At 57.5% G+C, this 17,754-nt stretch carries 14 protein-coding genes and 1 tRNA gene; 4 read left to right on the top strand and 11 right to left on the bottom strand.

The window, feature by feature from the left end:
• Window positions 1–194: 194 nt before the first annotated feature.
• From KBY93_RS07835 to KBY93_RS07810, 6 genes are all read right to left on the bottom strand, one after another.
• Window positions 195–1,685: a glycosyltransferase family 4 protein gene (locus tag KBY93_RS07835; RefSeq protein WP_315856396.1), complete on the bottom strand. Its 1,491-nt coding sequence runs from the start codon at window positions 1,683–1,685 to the stop codon at window positions 195–197.
• A gap of 39 nt (window positions 1,686–1,724) precedes the next feature.
• Window positions 1,725–2,066, bottom strand: coding sequence for a hypothetical protein (locus KBY93_RS07830; RefSeq protein WP_255093730.1), 342 nt, complete (start codon window positions 2,064–2,066; stop codon window positions 1,725–1,727).
• Window positions 2,067–2,469: 403 nt separating this feature from the next.
• Entirely contained in the window at window positions 2,470–3,771 is a 1,302-nt protein-coding gene (locus tag KBY93_RS16155; protein ID WP_255093729.1) for a calcium-binding protein, read from the bottom strand.
• 275 nt (window positions 3,772–4,046) lie between these two features.
• Complete coding sequence (locus KBY93_RS07820; RefSeq protein WP_255093728.1) at window positions 4,047–5,234, bottom strand: HlyD family secretion protein; 1,188 nt, start codon at window positions 5,232–5,234, stop codon at window positions 4,047–4,049.
• Window positions 5,234–8,179, bottom strand: a complete 2,946-nt coding sequence (locus KBY93_RS07815; RefSeq protein WP_255093727.1) for a peptidase domain-containing ABC transporter — start codon at window positions 8,177–8,179, stop codon at window positions 5,234–5,236. Before KBY93_RS07815 ends, KBY93_RS07820 begins: the two co-directional genes overlap by 1 nt.
• Complete coding sequence (locus KBY93_RS07810; RefSeq protein ID WP_255093726.1) at window positions 8,176–8,913, bottom strand: peptidylprolyl isomerase; 738 nt, start codon at window positions 8,911–8,913, stop codon at window positions 8,176–8,178. The genes KBY93_RS07815 and KBY93_RS07810 overlap by 4 nt, the downstream gene beginning before the upstream one ends.
• 94 nt (window positions 8,914–9,007) lie before the next feature.
• Here KBY93_RS07810 and KBY93_RS07805 point away from each other — a divergent pair.
• Window positions 9,008–9,079 (top strand) — tRNA-Gly (locus KBY93_RS07805).
• Here KBY93_RS07805 and KBY93_RS16150 read toward each other — a convergent pair.
• Window positions 9,071–9,358, bottom strand: a complete 288-nt coding sequence (locus KBY93_RS16150; RefSeq protein WP_315856395.1) for a GNAT family N-acetyltransferase — start codon at window positions 9,356–9,358, stop codon at window positions 9,071–9,073. The genes KBY93_RS07805 and KBY93_RS16150 overlap by 9 nt on opposite strands.
• A gap of 60 nt (window positions 9,359–9,418) precedes the next feature.
• On the opposite strand from KBY93_RS16150, the gene KBY93_RS16145 reads away from it, so the two are divergent.
• Both KBY93_RS16145 and secA read left to right on the top strand, forming a co-directional pair.
• Window positions 9,419–9,595: a hypothetical protein gene (locus tag KBY93_RS16145; RefSeq protein ID WP_315856394.1), complete on the top strand. Its 177-nt coding sequence runs from the start codon at window positions 9,419–9,421 to the stop codon at window positions 9,593–9,595.
• Window positions 9,596–9,805: 210 nt separating this feature from the next.
• Window positions 9,806–12,649 (top strand): preprotein translocase subunit SecA, encoded by a 2,844-nt coding sequence (gene secA / locus KBY93_RS07795; protein ID WP_255093725.1) that lies wholly within the window; start codon window positions 9,806–9,808, stop codon window positions 12,647–12,649.
• Window positions 12,650–12,761: 112 nt separating this feature from the next.
• Here secA and KBY93_RS07790 read toward each other — a convergent pair whose 3' ends face one another.
• The 4 genes from KBY93_RS07790 to KBY93_RS07775 are packed head-to-tail and all read right to left on the bottom strand — an operon-like array spanning window position 12,762 to window position 16,858.
• Window positions 12,762–14,216 (bottom strand): ABC transporter ATP-binding protein, encoded by a 1,455-nt coding sequence (locus KBY93_RS07790; protein ID WP_255093724.1) that lies wholly within the window; start codon window positions 14,214–14,216, stop codon window positions 12,762–12,764.
• Window positions 14,206–15,021: an ABC transporter permease gene (locus KBY93_RS07785; RefSeq protein ID WP_255093723.1), complete on the bottom strand. Its 816-nt coding sequence runs from the start codon at window positions 15,019–15,021 to the stop codon at window positions 14,206–14,208. Before KBY93_RS07785 ends, KBY93_RS07790 begins: the two co-directional genes overlap by 11 nt.
• An 11-nt stretch (window positions 15,022–15,032) precedes the next feature.
• Window positions 15,033–15,794, bottom strand: coding sequence for a serine O-acetyltransferase (gene cysE, locus KBY93_RS07780; RefSeq protein ID WP_399222803.1), 762 nt, complete (start codon window positions 15,792–15,794; stop codon window positions 15,033–15,035).
• A gap of 35 nt (window positions 15,795–15,829) precedes the next feature.
• The gene (locus KBY93_RS07775) at window positions 15,830–16,858 is read right to left on the bottom strand and encodes a GntR family transcriptional regulator (protein WP_255093722.1); all 1,029 of its coding nucleotides are present in this window, start codon (window positions 16,856–16,858) and stop codon (window positions 15,830–15,832) included.
• A 142-nt stretch (window positions 16,859–17,000) separates the two neighbouring features.
• Between KBY93_RS07775 and KBY93_RS07770 the strand changes: the two genes are divergently transcribed.
• Window positions 17,001–17,747 (top strand): dienelactone hydrolase family protein, encoded by a 747-nt coding sequence (locus KBY93_RS07770; RefSeq protein WP_255093721.1) that lies wholly within the window; start codon window positions 17,001–17,003, stop codon window positions 17,745–17,747.
• Window positions 17,748–17,754: the final 7 nt, after the last annotated feature.

Below are 17,754 nucleotides of genomic sequence, written 5' to 3'. Positions count from 1 at the left end.
CCGACTGGCTGGATTTCAGTCGATTCGAGCCGGAATGCAGGCCGTAACTCACGACATCACGGCGCTACTGGCGATGGCGACGAGGAAGCCAGAACCAAGCTCGAGTTAAGACTTTGAATCAGCCCTGGGGGGAAGCCCAACAATGGTGGATTGAAAGGCTGAATGTTTCACTACAAGGGCCGGACTGGCCCTGATCAAACAGTGCCTATGGCTCCACTTGCCACCAACGACATCAAAGCCAACTGGCGGGACAAGCATTTATCAAGACTGTAGTGAGACAGCACGGTCTGTCGAGCAGCTTGGCCCAGTTTGCTGGCTAATGCCCGGTTGTTTAGAAGCTCCGCTACAGCTGCCGCCAGTTCGGAGGGTTGGAAGAAGTCCACCAGCAGCCCATTGTGTCCGTTCCGGATCACCTCCTCCACTGGGGGAGTGGCTGAGCCGACGACAGCACAACTGCAGGCCATCGCTTCCAGCAGGCTCCAGCTGAGTACGAAGGGATAGGTGAGGTACACATGGGCGGCACTCAACTGAAGCAACGGCAGGAACTGATCGTAGGAGAGTGTGCCGGTGAAATGGACTCGACTCGGGTCATAGCGGCCTTCGATGTCGCCAAGAAAGAAGTCTTTCCATTCGCCTTTCTTGCATGCAGCGCCATAGCTCACCCCCTTGGTCTCACCCACGATCACGATCCTGGCGTCTGGTATCAAGCGTTGTAGCTCAGGGATAGCGCGGATCATTGTGTGACACCCCCTGTAGGGCTCTAGGCGCCGATTCACAAATGTAACGATAGGCTCACCCTGTCGAAGTTCCGTGCCATCGCCAAGAGTAAGCGGTGCAGCATCTTGATTTGGCTGTGCATGTGTGGTGTCGATGCCATCGTGGATGACGCTGATACGGGCTTGCCAGTTGGAAGGGAAGCTGCTGCGTTGAAACCGGGTTGGGGTGACACACCAACTGCTGGCTTCCAAGTTCAGGAGTGGGTTGACGGTCTTCAGACGGATACGGGCAGAGGCCTGCCAGTCGGGCTTACCTTGCAGCTCAGGGTCGAAGCCAAAGTCGAAACCGTGAGGTTGATAAAAGAACTCTTGGTAGGTGAGGATCGGTACTTGAGGCCAGATTTCCCTCAGAAACAGCATTTCCCCCCAGCCTGGATGTCCACAGATCAGCTCGGGCTGAAAACCTTCTTGACGGAGCCGATGGGCCGCAGTGCCACAGGCTTCGCCACGGATTGTCTTGGTTTCGATGTCTTGAACCCAGGGCTGGAGATTCCGTGCGCTGGCACGCTTGATTCGATAACGAAGATAGGTGACCCCGGCAGGGATCGGCTCACTAGGCTTTTCAATACCGAGCGCCACTAGTTGATGCGTCCCTTGCGCTGCTAGGGATCTGACGATGTGACGGTATTGCCCAGGGAAATTCTGATGGATGAAGAGGATGTTCAAAGCGGTAGGTTCCAGCAGCCTTAGGATTGACGAATGCAGGCAGGGGCAGGGAGGTTGATGGTCAGACCATGCCGGGTTCGGGTGGTGATTCCCCACCACTTCAGCGGCAACCTCAGCCAAGAACGATACGGCTCCACAAGCGGCAAGGTGATGGCGCGAGCCATAGCTCTTGGTCGATGTCTGGGTGGGGTGCTTGCCCTGGCTCGCAGCGAGCAGGATACAACCCTTGATATCGGCGCTCAAGCCCGATCCATTTTGCCCTCTAGCAAGCTACGGACACGGCTATGCGGTGTGCAGATCGACTGTCATGTGTTCATCAGCGGTGATGCTGTCTTGGCGGACGTGCTCGAATGCTTTGCAGGCAGGATTCAGGTGCACAGATTGGCGCTGGAGAACCCACGTCTGCTTCCAGCCGCTGCCCGTGATTTTTTGATCGCAGCCGAGCCAGCCGCTGACCTCTCTCTTTACATGGAGGACGATCTGGTTCTGCATGATCGGATGTTTGTCGACAAGCTGATCTGGTTCAGCCAGCGGACCAATCATCAGGTGGTGCTCATGCCCCATCGATACGAGTGCAGCAGAGATCCAAAACATGCTCGCTTCTTTGTGGATGGTCCTCTCCATCCAGAGTTCATCGGTCAATATTATCAGCCTAGGCAACATGTGGCCAGCGGCTGCTTCTGGAATGGGCAGGAGGTGAGTTTTGATCTACCGACCAATCCCCATAGCGGACTATTCGCAATAAGCGCCCCTCAATTGGAGCTTATGCGTGACCGCATCCAGCCGGTCGCGGGTTTTGTTGGACCTTTGGAGAGTGTAGCTACTTACACGGCGCTCTCGCTTTTTCCAGTTTGGAAGCCTGGATGGATACATCGCGAGTTTCTCAGTGTGGAGCATGCTTTCCCATCCTTTCTTGGTTATCAGAGAACATTACCACTATTGACGGCCTAGAGAATCAAAGAAAAACCCCCTCCCGAATAGGGAAGGGGTTTGGGCTATAAACCGGAAATGTTTCCGGCAATAAACGTCAGATCGAAACGAATTGGTTTTCGGTCAAAAAGACGTTAGTGGTGAGAATGCCAGGGTTGACATTATCCAGAATGGTGACGTTAGTAGAGAAGAGGGCGCCATCGAAGTTCCAGACAGCAATATCGGTTCCAAAGAGATCAACTACGAAAGTAGCTCCATCTTCAGCGTAGTTACCGCGGACCGCATAGTTTGAGCCAAGGAAGAATCCGAAGCCAAGGCTCATGCCAGGCCCGAAACCGGCGAAGGTTGTAAGCCCAGCAATACCAGTATCAAGAAGGTTTGTGCCGTTGCCTGAATTCCAGTCGGTGATCACATCAAATGTACCGCCGAAGGCAGCGACAAAAGCGTCTCCTTGATCAACGATGCCACCGATACCAGCATCAATATATGTCGCAAAAGAGGAGGACCCTGGAGCAACTAAGAAGCGATTGCTGCCTGTTCCGCCACTGAGGGTGTCCCCTTCGAAGTCGCCAAAGTAGTCAACTCCATCGTAGAAGCTACCGGTGACTAAGTCGTTACCTTTGCCACCTTCAACTGTGTCTGAGCCAAAGTCTCCAGCAAGCCAGTCATCATCATCTTGGCCACTGATGGCGTCATCACCACCTCCACCGTAGATGGTGTCATCTCCGGTGCCACCAATCAGAGAAAGATCGCTGACACTGGGGACTGCATCAATGAGATCATCGCCGTCACCACCGTCGGCAACTGACCCGGCAAAAGAGCCAATAACATCCAAGTTGATGATGTCGTTGCCAAGATTGCCAGCAATACTAGTGTTAGTAACGCTAGAGTTAACGAATGAAGTGGTGATGTCAATGGTGTCATCACCTTGACCGCCCCAGACTGAGGAGCTGTCTACAGCAATAAAGCCAAATGTGTCATCAACTGAGAGAAAATCGTCGCCTAGGTTACCAGCAACCAGGGTTGATTGAATGGTTGCGGCAAAAATTCTGTCTTCACCCTGCCCGCCTTGGAGGGTGGAGAGGGTCGCCACGATACCAAGGGTGGCATTGCCGATGGTGTCGTTACCTTGGTTGCCAGCCACAAAGCTGCTGGCAAGAAAACCGTCACCAACAATATTCTGGGTGATCAGGTCGTCGCCTTGACCACCTTGGATGGTGCTGTCACTGCGAGTGCCTGAGTAGTTGATCGTGTCGTTGCCGCCCAGGCCGCGTGCAATGAAGCTGTCAAAAACGATGTTGTTAACGTTGTCGCCAAGAATGGCGATCGAATCAGCACCTTCGGTTCCTTCGAAGGTGGTGGGGGCGCCGTCGACGCCAGGTTGGGTTGTAAAGGCCACGTTTGGTTAGGAGGAGGGTGGTTGCTGAACGCCCACTTATTCTACGTGTTCCGGCCCAGCTTTTCAATTTTAACAGCTTTGAAGTAGGACGGCAATGAACCTGTCACAACCCCCAAGGTGGGGAATGACGAGGGGTTCGTGCAGTCAGGAAGTCGTTTCATTGCCTGTGAGGCCTCCTCCTGCTGTCCTAAGCCAAAATCGGATTGGCGCAACAGTATTCTTAAATCCTAACATAGCACTCTGTTGGGTCCAGTGAGTCCCAACAGAGGAATTCCTCAGATCCTTTTAAGAGACTCCGCCTTGTCGCGGAAGGAGCCGAGCAGCAACTGCAAATATGAAACTTTGCGCAGCTTGATGTTGGCATTCAGTGACATTCCCACCTGTAGTGGAAGTTGTTGGCCACTTTTCAGTTTGAGCTTTTGACTGGCGAGCTGAACTGTCGCCGGGTAGCGATATTCTTCTCCAGAAAACCCCGTATTCTCGGCTTGGCGGTTACGTTCAGGCGCCAACGCATCAGATCCAATCCATTTTACCGTTCCCTCTAGAGTGCCAAAATCAGAGGCAGGAAAAGAGTCGATGCTGACTTCGGCCGGAACGCCTACTTGTACGAGGCCAATTTTAGAACTTGGAATCTGAACTGCAGCTTGCAACTTATTAAATGGAACCACCTTCATCACTGACTCAGTTGTCTGAGCCGAATAACCTGGTGATTTGGGTTTAAGGTCGAAGATGATTCCATCAACTGGGGAGCGCAGAGTTTGATAACGTATGGTTACATCGATCTCTGACAGCTGACCCTGCAAACTCGAGAGTTCGGCTCGTAACTGCTTCAGGCTTTGCTCCATGATTGCAAGCTGCCTAAAGCGATCAATTTTTGCTTGCATGAGTTGGCCGCGAGCTTCTTTGGTTTTATTTGATTGTTGCAGATACTGAAGCTCAGAAGAGGCTCCTTGTTTAGCAAGAATACCAAGGCGATTTAGGATAACTTCTTGAAGACTCAATGACTCGGCTAGTTGCGTGACTTGTTGGCTATTCATTTCCAGAAAGCGCTGAATCTCAACGTTCTTAAGCGCAAGCTGGTTTTCAGTAAGCCTGATTGTTTGAACCAAGGCCTGCTGTTTTTGACGACTGGCCTCAGTGTCCATTCGCATCAAGGGCTGACCTGCTTTGACTTGATCACCGTCCTTGACCAATATCTCTGCAGCTACGCCTCCTAATGGCATCTGAATGTCTTTTACAGAACCTATGGGTTCGAGTTTGCCGCGGGCTATAACAACTTCATCGGTTTGTGCCAATGCAAGCCAGGCCAAGGAGAAGGCGGTAGCACCAACTAAACACCAGGTTGTAGCCCGCATCCATGTCCTGGACTGCTTAAGGCTTAACTCATCAAAATAGCTTGTCTTGTTTTGCTTTTTTAATAAGCCAAGGTCTAAATGCTGTAGCTTGGGAGGTGGAGCAGCCATCAACTTGCCTCCTGTTGACGATAGAGCGCGAAGTATCTGCCCCGCATGTCCATTAGCTCGGCATGTGTTCCAGTTTCAGCTATAGATCCTTGATGCATCATTATGATAAGGTCAGCTGATCGGATTGTTGAGAGCCGATGAGTAATGAAGAACACTGTACATTCTTTGAGTTCATTGGAGAGATTTTCGCAAACTCTGCGTTCAGTGTCATAGTCAAGAGCGCTTGTGGCTTCATCCAGAACAAGTAGCTTGGGATTGCTCAAAAGTGTTCTGGCTATCGCTATTCGCTGTCTCTGGCCGCCGCTCAGTGAGCCACCACGCTCTCCGACTGGAGTGCTGTAGCCACTGGATAGTTCCATGATAAATTCATGCGCACAAGCCAATCGTGCAGCTCTGACGATATCGTCACTGTCTGCATCAGGCCTGGTCAACGCAATATTATCATTAACTGTTCCAGAGAAAAGCAATGGGTCCTGTGGAACAATTCCTACTTGACGCCTTACTGAATACAGCTCCACCTTGTCGACGTCATAGCCATCAATAAGAATCCTGCCAGTATCCGGCTTATAGAGTCGAGGTAGAAGCTTCATAAGAGTGCTTTTGCCGCTACCGCTTTGGCCTACTATCCCTACAAAAGTACCTGCCGTAATTTTAAGATTAATATTATTTAAAACGGACTTTTGATTTGCTTGAAAAGAGAAGTTTATTCCATCAAATATAACTTCACCAGAAATTGAGGGTAGTGGGATTTTTGCTTGATCGGCTTCTGTTGATTCTTGAGGTGTATCAATAACGTCTGCAAGCCTCTCAAAGGATACCCTCAACTCCTGAATGTTCTGCCAAATGCTGGAAAGTCGTAGGAGTGGCTGAGTTACGAATCCACTGATGATGCGGAATGCAATCAACTGTCCCAGGGTAAGCTGGCCATCTAAGACCATCATTGCACCGACCCATAAGACCATTAGTTGGGATAATTTTTGGAGAATCTGGCTGAACTGATTAATGGCTGTTCCGGTAATTGTTTTCTCAAATGTTCTCGCTATGTAAGTACCGTACAAATCTTGCCACTTCCAACGACTCACCATTTCGACATTTTGTGCCTTTACGGTTTGAATTCCACTGAGAACTTCGACCAGGTGGCTCTGAGTGCGGGCGTTCTCTTCTGCTGCTTGACGGAATTGTCGTCTAAAGAGAGGAGCTCCAAGTATTGTTACCCCAACTTGAATCGGCAGTACAGCTAAGGCAATTATGGTAAGCAGCCAGCTATAGAGAGACATCACCAAGATATAAATTATCGAGAATGCGGCATCAATCACTGTGGTTAAAGCTTGTCCAGTAAGGAAGTTGCGAATTTTCTCCAGTTCGGCAACACGCGAACTCAGTTCACCAACAGGACGACGATCAAAATAGCCAAGAGGTAGACGAAGGAGGTGATCGATCACCTCGGAGCCGAGGCGATGATCTATGCGATTAGTAGTTTCAGCGAACAGGAATGTTCTCAGGCTGCCGAGAACACCCTCTAACAATGTGACTACTACTAGGGCGATACCAATGACCTGTAGTGTGTCAAGGCTGCGCTGGCTGATCACCTTGTCTATGATTACCTGGATGAGTAATGGGTTGGCAAGTGTAAAGAGCTGGACAACGAAACTGGCAATCAGAACTTGGAAAAGGACGCTGCGATACTTCTCTAATGCGGGCCAGAACCATCCAGGCCCAAATTTGTGCTCAGCAGTTCGGGTAGTCCGTTCAACAATAAGCAGCTCTAGTCCAGCAGGAAAAGATTTGTTGATCTCGGCAGGAGTTAGCTCCACCATGCCATCTGCTGGAGAGGCCAAGGTGATGCCTTCGCTATGGCTTTCTGCGACGAGAGCAAAGCCTCCTTTCCATGAGAGAATGGCAGGAGTTTGAATCCGGGTGCCCAACTCTGCTGGTACCTTGACGGACATCACATGAAGACCTAAGGAAGCAGCCAACTGTCCACAAAGTTGGAGTGTCGGAGCCTGTCCTCGGCTCAACGTATCTTGGAGTACCTTTTCGATGGAATCCCTCCGGAAGGGAAGCTTCATTTCTTCAGCGAGCATCTGAAAACATGCAAGCGTCTGCTCGCTTGGGCTCTCCCCGCGCACAAGTCGAACGGGTTTAGTGCCACGTAGTTGAAAACTGAGATGGCTGATTTCTGGAGATTCCGGTGCATCCAGAGGTTGTGTGTTGAAGTGCAAAGGCGATTCCCGGAATCCCTGTGTGGAGGCCCGATCGAGTCCTTCGTTCACCATGAGGATGGTGTTGGAGAGGCTCAGCAGTCGTACTCCAAAGGGGGATAATGGCTTCGGAAGCTCATGGGTCCCGTCCAGGCGAAGGCCAGGGACATGCCCTATGGCAACGCTATCGAGGAACACCACACGACCTTCCTGATGTTCATGCAGCAGGGCAGCAGGATTAGGGGCCACTATCCTTGCTTCCGCGACTGCCTTTGTCAGCACTTTCAGCAGTGAACGATCGCTCGAGGCCTCATGACGATGTTGTTCCTCCAAGATTGAGGCAACTTCCGCAGGCCATACGTTTGTTTGGCACCAACTCCTGAATCCTGGCTCTGTGCGATATAGCTCAACAATTAGACGATCGTCTAGAGAGGTCGCAAGAAGTTCTTCGGCAGCACTGACAGTTTCACATGGTTCCCCACGCAAGAGTGATACCAAGCCCACGATGGTTCCGGGTTCTAGCCTTGCTAAGGTGATGGTTCTACCCTTTTCCTTGCCGAGGAGACGAGCGTGCCCCTGCACCAGCACTAACACTCTGGCAGGGAGGATTGAGGCATCTGTGAGGCTTTGACCAACCCGATATCGAAGCAACGTAGCTCTTGACTCAACGCGTTCTTTCGAGTCGGAGCTAAGAGAACTAAAGGCGGGATGCAGAAAGAGAGAAGCGGCGACTGTCTTTGTCATTCCGTGAGAGAGTTGCCTTGGAAGATGGGAAGTTGGGCAAGCCTGCGGCTAGTTTCTTCTTGTACCCACAATTCAAACAGCTCTCCTGCCATTCTTCCTGCGGAGTTTTCGTCAAAGGTCGCTGGCTGAAGACTTTCTAGTCTTAAAATGAGCCACCAGCCTTCTATGGTGATTGGCTCTTGGACATCGCCTGGGGTACTGGTTCTCAATCGTTCCGCGAGCAATGGATGGGCTCTTGCAAGAGGGGATGGCCCAACAATTCCCCGGGTGCTTTTCTCTGCACCCTCGGAGTGGGTGGAAGCAAGTTCCGCAAAATCTGCCTCTCCTGCGTCAAGGCGAAGATAGAGCTCGCGTGCCAGATATGGATCTCGAACCCTGATAAGGCTATAGACAGCTTGATCGAGTTGGTTCTTCCGGCTCAGAAAGTGCGACTCTGCTTTGCTCATGAAGTGTTCTCGGCAGTGTCGCTTGATCTTGCTGGGGAGTTGGATCTGCCACTCCAAGGCCTCCTTTGTGAGCCCTTGATGCTGAGCGAACGTAGCGATGGCGTCCCCTTTCTGATTGTTGAAACGCTGACGAAACGCCTGGGCGGCCTCTTCTGCTTCCGCGTCGCTAAGAGCCTCAATGCCGACAGCGGCTTGGACGACCTCGGCTTGGACTAGCTTCCGTAGCAGGCTGTGGCGGCTGAGGAGTTTCAGCAGTTCAGGAGGCAGCTTTTCCACGGGAACGGTCATCCTTCTGAGTTTACCCCCTTGCCATCCTGTACACCTGGGATTTGACCCCGGGGGCCTCCATGGTGCATGATCTGGGGGTGGGAAGCCACGATTTGCGGATGTAGCTCAGTGGTAGAGCATCTCCTTGCCAAGGAGAGGGTCGAGAGTTCGAATCTCTTCATCCGCTTAATTTCGTTGATCCCTGGTTGATCACCAGCAGGTTTTGAGTCCCCACATCGGTAAACCCAAGCTGGCGGTAGAAGGTTTGTCCTCTGGTTGTCATCAGGTACACACGCTCGGTCTTGACCAGAGCAGGAGACTCCAGTAAAGCTCGCACCATGAGCCGGCCGATCCCCTTCCTTCTATGGCTGCCTGATACCACCACGTCCCATAGTACCGCCCGAAATATCCCGTCACTGGTGGCTCGCCCGAAGCCCACCAGCTGATCATGTTTGCTGCCGCCCATGGCAGACGATGTCCAGGCTGTCACAGCAGCTTCACTGCCTGCCAACATCCGTCGCAGCTGGTGAACACTGCGTCCCCGGGCCCAGAAACCATCCTGATCGAGCAGGCGTTTCAGTTGCCGCATGCCCCCCTGTGGGCGGCCCGCAGGGCCCAGGCCCAATCGCAGGCCCGGGGCCCCCGGGCGGTGACGGATGAATCGGATCTGATCCGCCGCCTCGGCGGCGGCTGGTTTTTCTGAGCTCAAGGGCTGGTCGAACAGTCCAGTGAATGATCCTCTGCCTCGGGCAGTCCGAGACCGAGGCGTGGAGGGTTCTGAGGTCTGACTGAGGTTGGGGTGGCGGGGTGTGAGTGAGGGCTTGAGTTGGCAAAACCCTTGCCCCAGCTCACTTCTCGGCCGCAGGGCGCAAGTCTCCGATGTTAGGGTAAATAGACTTGGTCGATGGATTCCATGCTCAAGCTGCTGCTTGGTGATCCCAACGCCCGCAAGCTCAAGCGCTACCAGCCAATTGTTGCGGATATCAACCTGTTGGAGGAGGAGATCGCCCCCCTCAGCGACGAGCAGTTGCGCGGCAAGACAGCCGAGTTCCGCCAACGGCTAGAGAAGGCTGCCTCCCCAGCCAGCCAGAGTCAGCTGCTGGATGAGCTGCTGCCCGAGGCCTTTGCTGTGGTGCGTGAAGCCGGCAAGCGGGTGCTGGGCATGCGCCACTTCGATGTGCAGCTGATCGGCGGCATGGTGCTGCACGAGGGCCAGATCGCCGAGATGAAGACCGGCGAAGGAAAAACCCTGGTGGCCACCCTGCCGGCCTATCTCAACGCTCTCACCGGCGCCGGCGTCCACGTGGTGACCGTCAACGACTACCTGGCCCGCCGCGACGCCGAGTGGATGGGCCAGGTGCATCGCTTCCTCGGCCTCTCGGTGGGCCTGATCCAGCAGGACATGCCCCCCCCCGATCGGCGCCGCAATTACGCCTGTGACATCACCTACGCCACCAACAGTGAGCTCGGGTTTGATTACCTGCGTGACAACATGGCGAACGACTTCGAAGAGGTGGTGCAGCGCCAGTTTCACTACTGCATCATCGACGAAGTCGACTCTATCCTTGTGGATGAGGCGCGCACACCCTTGATCATCTCCGGTCAGGTGGAGCGCCCCCAGGAGAAGTACATGCGGGCGGCCGAGATCGCCGCTGTCCTCGAGCGGGCAGAGGGCATGGCCAAGGATGGCATCGATCCGGAGGGCGACTATGAAGTTGATGAAAAGCAGCGTAACGTCACCCTCACCGATGAGGGCTATGCCAAAGCGGAACAATATCTGGGTGTCCTTGATCTGTTCGATCCCGCCGATCCCTGGGCTCACTACATCACCAATGCGCTCAAGGCCAAGGAGCTGTTCGTCAAGGATGTGAACTACATCGTGCGTGGCTACGATGCCGTCATCGTTGATGAGTTCACGGGCCGGGTGATGCCGGGCCGCCGCTGGAGCGATGGCCAGCACCAAGCGATAGAAGCCAAAGAGAACCTGCCGATCCAACCCGAAACCCAGACCCTCGCCAGCATCACTTACCAGAATTTCTTTCTGCTTTACCCGCGCCTGGCCGGCATGACCGGCACCGCCAAGACCGAGGAAGTGGAGTTTGAGAAAACCTACAAACTCGAAGTCACGGTGGTGCCCACCAACCGACCCCGCTCCCGCCAGGATCTAGTCGACCAAGTCTACAAGAATGAAACCGCCAAATGGCGTGCCGTTGCGATTGAAACTGCCGAGATTCACCGGGCTTCAAGGCCAGTTCTGGTGGGGACCACCAGCGTCGAGAAGTCGGAATTGCTCTCGGGCCTGCTGGTGGAGGCCGGAATTCCCCACAACCTGCTCAACGCCAAGCCCGAGAATGTGGAGCGGGAGGCTGAAATCATTGCCCAGGCCGGCCGCGCCGGCGCGGTCACCATCGCCACCAACATGGCCGGCCGTGGCACCGACATCATCCTGGGCGGCAACTCCGATTACATGGCACGTCTGAAGCTGCGTGAGGTGCTGCTGCCTCGCCTGGTTCGGCCTGAGGATGGGCATCAGCCCCCCGTGCCGTTGCTGCAACGCCAGCCCTCCGTTGCTGGTTTCGGCCTGGAGTCGGCGGGTACCAGCCCCTTGGTGGCCCCCAGTGAAGCCCGTGCCATCGGTGCCCTTTATCCCTGCTCCCTCAGCCACAACACGGACCATGAACTTGGTGACCTGGCCCGTGAACTGGTGAAGGCCTGGGGCGATCGGGAACTGACCGTTCTGGAGCTGGAGGATCGCATCGCCCAGGCGGCCGAGAAGGCGCCCGCCGAAGACCCCCAGATCCAGCATCTTCGCCGAATGATTTCCCGTGTTCGCGGCGAGTACGACGCGGTCGTGATGCAGGAAGAAGAGCAGGTGCGCCAGGCCGGCGGCTTGCATGTGATTGGTACCGAGCGGCATGAGTCACGCCGGGTCGACAACCAGCTGCGTGGCCGCGCCGGCCGTCAGGGCGACCCCGGCAGCACCCGCTTCTTCCTCTCGCTGGAAGATAACCTGCTTCGTATCTTCGGTGGCGAACGCGTGGCCGGGTTGATGAATGCTTTCCGCGTGGAGGAAGACATGCCGATCGAATCCGGCATGCTGACCCGCTCCCTGGAAGGGGCCCAGAAGAAAGTTGAAACCTACTACTACGACATCCGCAAGCAGGTATTCGAATACGACGAGGTGATGAACAACCAACGCAAAGCTGTTTATGCCGAGCGGCGGCGCGTTCTCGAGGGACGGGAGCTCAAGCTACAGGTGATCGGCTATGGCGAGCGCACCATGTCAGACATTGTCGAGGCCTACGTGAACCCCGATCTCCCCCCTGAGGAATGGGATCTGGGCCAGTTGGTAGCAAAGGTGAAGGAATTTGTCTATTTACTGGAGGATCTCACACCCGAGCAGCTCTCGGGCCTCAACACCGATGAACTCAAGGCCTTTCTGCGCGAGCAACTCCGCAATGCTTACGACCTCAAGGAAAGTCAGATTGAGCAGTCACGCCCTGGTCTGATGCGAGAGGCCGAGCGCTTCTTCATCCTTCAGCAGATCGATACCCTCTGGCGGGAGCATCTCCAGGCCATGGATGCCTTGCGCGAATCCGTGGGACTGCGCGGCTATGGCCAGAAGGACCCCCTGATTGAATATAAGAACGAGGGCTACGACATGTTTCTTGACATGATGACCTCAATGCGCCGTAATGTGATCTATTCGATGTTCATGTTCCAGCCGCGTCTTGAAGCCTCCGCTGCAACCGTCTGATTAGGCGATTGAGTGTCCGTTTAGCTGCGAGAGTTCCGCATCTCTGTCCACTGATCGCTCAGCACAGCGTGCTTGGCTTGCCATGAACTGAACTCGTGGTTGACCCTGTCGATTATGGACATGGCTCGTCGTCGTCGGAGGTCAGCTCAGCCGGCCGTGCGTGTAGATCGCACTGCCCCACAATGCCCACCTCTGCTGAGGCGGTGATCCGCAGGGCCTTGAAGTCGACGACGCGGTGGATGAATCGCTGAGTTCCTTCCGGGCTCCAGAGGCCACCACCGATGAAGTAGGTCCCGGGCCAGAGCCCACCGTGGAAGTGGAAGCGGATCGACCACAGGTGACCGGCCTCGATCCTGGGCACCAGCTCCCCCCGTTCCGGGTGGATCTGCCCCGTGACCCTGCTGCCCGTATGGCTGGCCACGTGGCAGCCGAAGGCCACTTGGCTGAGGTGCTGCTCGGCTCGGTAGTGAAACTCGAGCATGAATGGCTCGCCGTAGGGAAGCACGTTCGCAATCTGGCCATCCATGCTCCTGATCTCCAGCGCTTCGATTATCGCCCCATGGCTCGGGTAGACCATCGTGGAGGCTGGTTGAAGTTTGGGGTCCAGGTAGGGCGTACTTCGAACGCTGGATTCCAAGTCCATCTCGCTGAATTGTCCATGAGCTGCGCAGATCTGAGCCAGACGGTGTACCCCACTTCCAGTGTTTTTCTCGCCGCCGCTGCTGTTGTCCAAATCCTGATTCGATCCCACGATGGCGTCCCAGTGGGAATCATCAGCATGGCTGAGCTGCTGGTAGAGGGCTGTGATCTCCGCCGGCTTGCCCCAGCGCCTGGCCTTGCCCTTGTGCATCAGCAGCGCCACGTCGCAGTGCTGCACGATCTGGGGACAACTGTGGGTGACCAGCAGAATCGAGGTGCCCTGGTCCTTGAGTTTCTCCAGATGGGCATAACATTTTTTCTGGAACAACTCATCGCCAACAGCCAGGGCTTCGTCCACGACCAGCACATCCGGATCGATGTGAGCCTGCACGGCAAAGGCCAGTCGCACTGCCATGCCACTGGAATAGGTCTTCACCGGTTGATCGATGAAGTTGCCGATGTCGGCGAAGGAAAGAATGGCCTCGAGCTTCGCCTCGATTTCGTCTTGGCTCAGGCCCAGCACCGCCCCGTTGAGGAACACATTTTCGCGGCCGCTGAACTCCGGGTTGAAGCCACTGCCGAGTTCCAGCAAGGCACCCACCCTGCCGCGTACACGCACGTGGCCGCTGGTGGGTGTGAGGGTGCCGCAGATCAGCTGAAGCAGGGTGCTCTTGCCTGAACCATTGCGCCCCACGATGCCCAGGGTCTGCCCCCGCCCCAGACGAAAGTTGAGGGGTTGCAGGGCCCAGAACTCCTGGTAGTAACGCCGGCGGTGTCCCCAGAGGGCCTGCAGCAGCCGCTGGCGGGGGTGCTGGTAAATCCTGTAGACCTTGCTCAGCCCATCCACGACAACGGCTGCCTGGTCCTCGCTCAGGGGGCTCGCCTCGTCGTTGGTAAGTGACCGCGCAGCAGGCAGTTCAGAGCACATCGGCGAAGCCTCGGCGGGCCTTCTGGAAGCCGCGGTAACCCAGTTCGCAGGCCACCAGTGCCAGGGCTGTTCCCGCCACGAGGTATCCGGGGCTCGGATGCAGTCCGCTGACCGCCACCCTGCGGGTCTGCTCGATGATCAGCACCAGGGGATTGAGGGCCAGCAGCGGCTGCCAGCGCTCAGGAAGTGCGCTCAGTGGATAGAACACGGCGCTGAGAAACATCAGCATGCTCAGGGTCACGCCAACGGCTTGGCTGATATCGCGAAGATACACCCCTAGGGCCGAGAGGCTCCAGCCGATGGCCAGGCAGCCGCCGATCAGTGGTAGCCAAACCAGTGGCAACCAGAGCATGGTGAGGGGCACCCTCCCCTGGGCCAGCAACTCGAACAGCGCCAGCACCACCAAGCTGGTTAGGGCATGGAAACAGGCAACCGCCACGTTCACCACGACTAGAAGATCCAGGGGAAAGATCACCTTGGTCACGTAGTTGGCATTGGTCAGAATCAGGTTGGGGGCCTGAGCCGTACATTCAGCGAACAGGTTGAACACGATCAGTCCGGCGAACAGATTGACCGCAAACCCCAGGGGTCCGGCGTTAGGCAGATCCCCCCAGCGCGCCTGAAAAACCTGGGAGAACACGAAGGTGTACACCGCAAGCATGAGCAGCGGCGTGAGAAAGCTCCAGGCCCAGCCCAGCATCGACCCCCGATAACGACCCGCCACCTCCCGCTCAACCAGGCGCCAGAGCAACTGTCGGTGGCCAAGCAGGCTCCTTTGAAAGGTGAATGGCCTGCCCCAAGCCATGGCTGCTGTCCTCAAGGTGGTCCGGTGGGACGATCACCGAGAAACTCCATAATCTCCCGGTCCTTAAGGCTCTGTGCCCGGCCTCCGCAGGCTTCCTGCAGGGGGCGGCCCGCCGCCACTTCCCGCAGGCATGTCTGCAGACGGCTGAGCTCGCTCTCCAGGGTGTCGATGCGCTCCATCAGGTTGCGGATCACGTTGGCTTCGGCGTCAGGAAGCTGGGAGTGGGCCAGGGGGTCGATGCGAACTCCAGATTGGTGAATCACACGGCCGGGGATGCCCACCACGGTGCTGTCGGGCCCCACATCCCGCAGCACCACTGAGCCCGCGCCGATGCGGGTGTTGGTGCCCACTGTGATGGCCCCGAGCACCTTGGCGCCGGCCCCCACCACCACGTTCTCCGCCAGGGTGGGATGGCGCTTGCCGTGTACTTTGCCGGTACCACCCAGGGTCACCCCCTGGTAGAGCAGGCAGCGGTCGCCGATCTCGGCCGTTTCGCCGATCACCACCCCCATGCCGTGGTCAATGAACACCCCGTGGCCGATCGTGGCGCCGGGATGGATCTCAACGCCGGTGAACAGCCGACCCAGCTGGGAGAGCATGCGCGGCAGCAGCGGCACGTTCAGGGTCCAGAGGCGGTGGCTGAGGCGGTGCAGCACCAGGGCCTGGAAGCCCGGGTAGCAGAGCAGGATCTCGAGGGTGCCGCGGGCGGCCGGGTCCCGCTCCCTGATGATCCGAAGATCTGCCAGAACAGGGTTCAGGATTCGCCGGATCACAGAACCCAAGGGCCAACGTCAGAGCGGTGCTTTCTTCATCCTGCCTGAGCGGCTTCGCCTTCGAGGCGGCTGTCGCGGGGGCCGATCAGGCCAATTTCCTTACGCAGCAGGTCGATGGTGGCGGCCCCCAGATAGCTCTGGGCGCAATGGATCTGGGGCAGGCGCATCAGCTGGGCGCGGTTCTGGCGCAGGGTCTGCTCCACCAGGGGCAGGCTGGGACGGTCGCAGAGCACGTGGCTGGCGGCCCTCAGCAGGGCCAGCAGGCGGCTGCCCACGTCGGGGTTGGCGGTCATCACCAGCAGCTCGTTGCCGCGCAGGCTGTGCAGGATCACCTCGGCGGCCCTCAGGATGCCGGGGCTGATGCTCACCAGGCCCACGCAGCTGCCGGCCCGCAGCTCTTTGAGCAGGTCGAGCTCGTGGCGGAAGTCGTTGAGGTCGACCGCCACGGCCCGCACGCCGAAGCGCTGGGCAAGCTCTTCCACGGGCTGGAGGAAGTAGCGGCTGGTGACCACCGTGCCGTTGCTGGAGCTCTCCAGCACGGCTTCGAGCTCTTCCATCGGCACCACCTCCACAGGCACCTCCAGGACAGGCTCCAGTTCCTCGGCGATCAGCATCGAGGCGCCGATGTCCTCGCGCGGGGTGGAGACCAGCACCCGGGCGCCGCAGCGCAGGCGCCAGTCGATCTCGCGGGTGAGCAGCTCGCGGGCCTGCTGCAGGGTGCAGCCGGCGTTGAGCAGCCCGTCGACACACTGGCGCACCTCCCGGTCGATGTCGGGGCGCAGGCGGTTACGCAGGCCCGGCGGCACTTTGAGTTCGCGGGGCTTCTGCTGGTCGCGCACGTAGATGCCCGAGCCCGCCATCGCCTCGACGACGCCGTCGTTCTCCAGCTGGCGGTAGACCTTGCTGATCGTGTTGCGGTGCAGGCCGGTCTGCATGGCCAGCTGCCGCGTACTCGGCAGGCGATGGCCCGGCGGGTAGTGCCGGGCGGCGATCGCAAAGCAGATCTGGTTGTAGAGCTGGGTCGACGCCGGGATATCGCTTTCCTGCTGGATGTGGAATCGCACGCCGGAGGAAACCAGTACGGGTTGCGCCACCCTACGGAGCTTCTGCGCCGGTGACAATTCCCCCTGTGGCATACGAGCCTGTGCCGGTTGCTGCCGTCACACGGGCCGCACTCCAGCAGCGCCTCCCGCACCCATCCCTGCCATGGCCGAGTGGATCACGATCGAACCATCCCCCGGGGCACTCCACCCCTGCCCCCTGCGCTGCTGGTGGGAGCCCGCGGCGAAGCCCCCCCGGGGTGGGGTGCTGGTGCTGCCTGAGGTGTTCGGCATCAACAGCTGGCTGCGCAGCACGGCGGCACGGCTGGCGCAGCAGGGCTATGCGGCTCTGGCGGTGCCGCTGATGGCACGCACTGCCCCGGATCTCGACCTGGGCTACAGCGCTGCTGAGCTGGTGATAGGGCGCGCCCACAAGGACAGGGTCCGCACCGATCAGCTGCTGGGGGATCTGCAGGCGGCCGCCACCTGGCTGCAGCGGCGGCTGCCTGGCCGCCCGGGACTGGGCTGCGTGGGCTTCTGCTTTGGCGGCCATGCCGCCCTGCTGGCCGCCAGCCTGCCGGCGGTCAGAGCAACCGCCGCCTTCTATGGCGCCGGGGTGGTCAGCGGCCGGCCGGGCGGTGGACCCCCCAGCCTGGAGGTGCTACCGAATGTGGTTGGTGCCCTGACGTTCTTCTGTGGACGCCTGGATCCACTGATTCCGCCTGCTGATGTGGAGGCGATCGCGGCGGCCCTGGCGGCGGCGGATCCGAGCGGTCAACGCCTGCGTCTGGAGATGGCCGAGGCCGGCCATGGCTACATGTGCGAGCAGCGCTCCGATTACAGCAGCGGCGCGGCGGCCGAGGGCTGGCGCCGGATGCTGGAGCTCTTTGCCGGCGAGCTCGAACCGGGCTGAGGCCGGA

It is taken from the genome of Synechococcus sp. J7-Johnson (assembly GCF_024345795.1).
Classification (GTDB): domain Bacteria; phylum Cyanobacteriota; class Cyanobacteriia; order PCC-6307; family Cyanobiaceae; genus Regnicoccus_A.
This window is presented reverse-complemented; position numbering and strand designations above follow the sequence as displayed.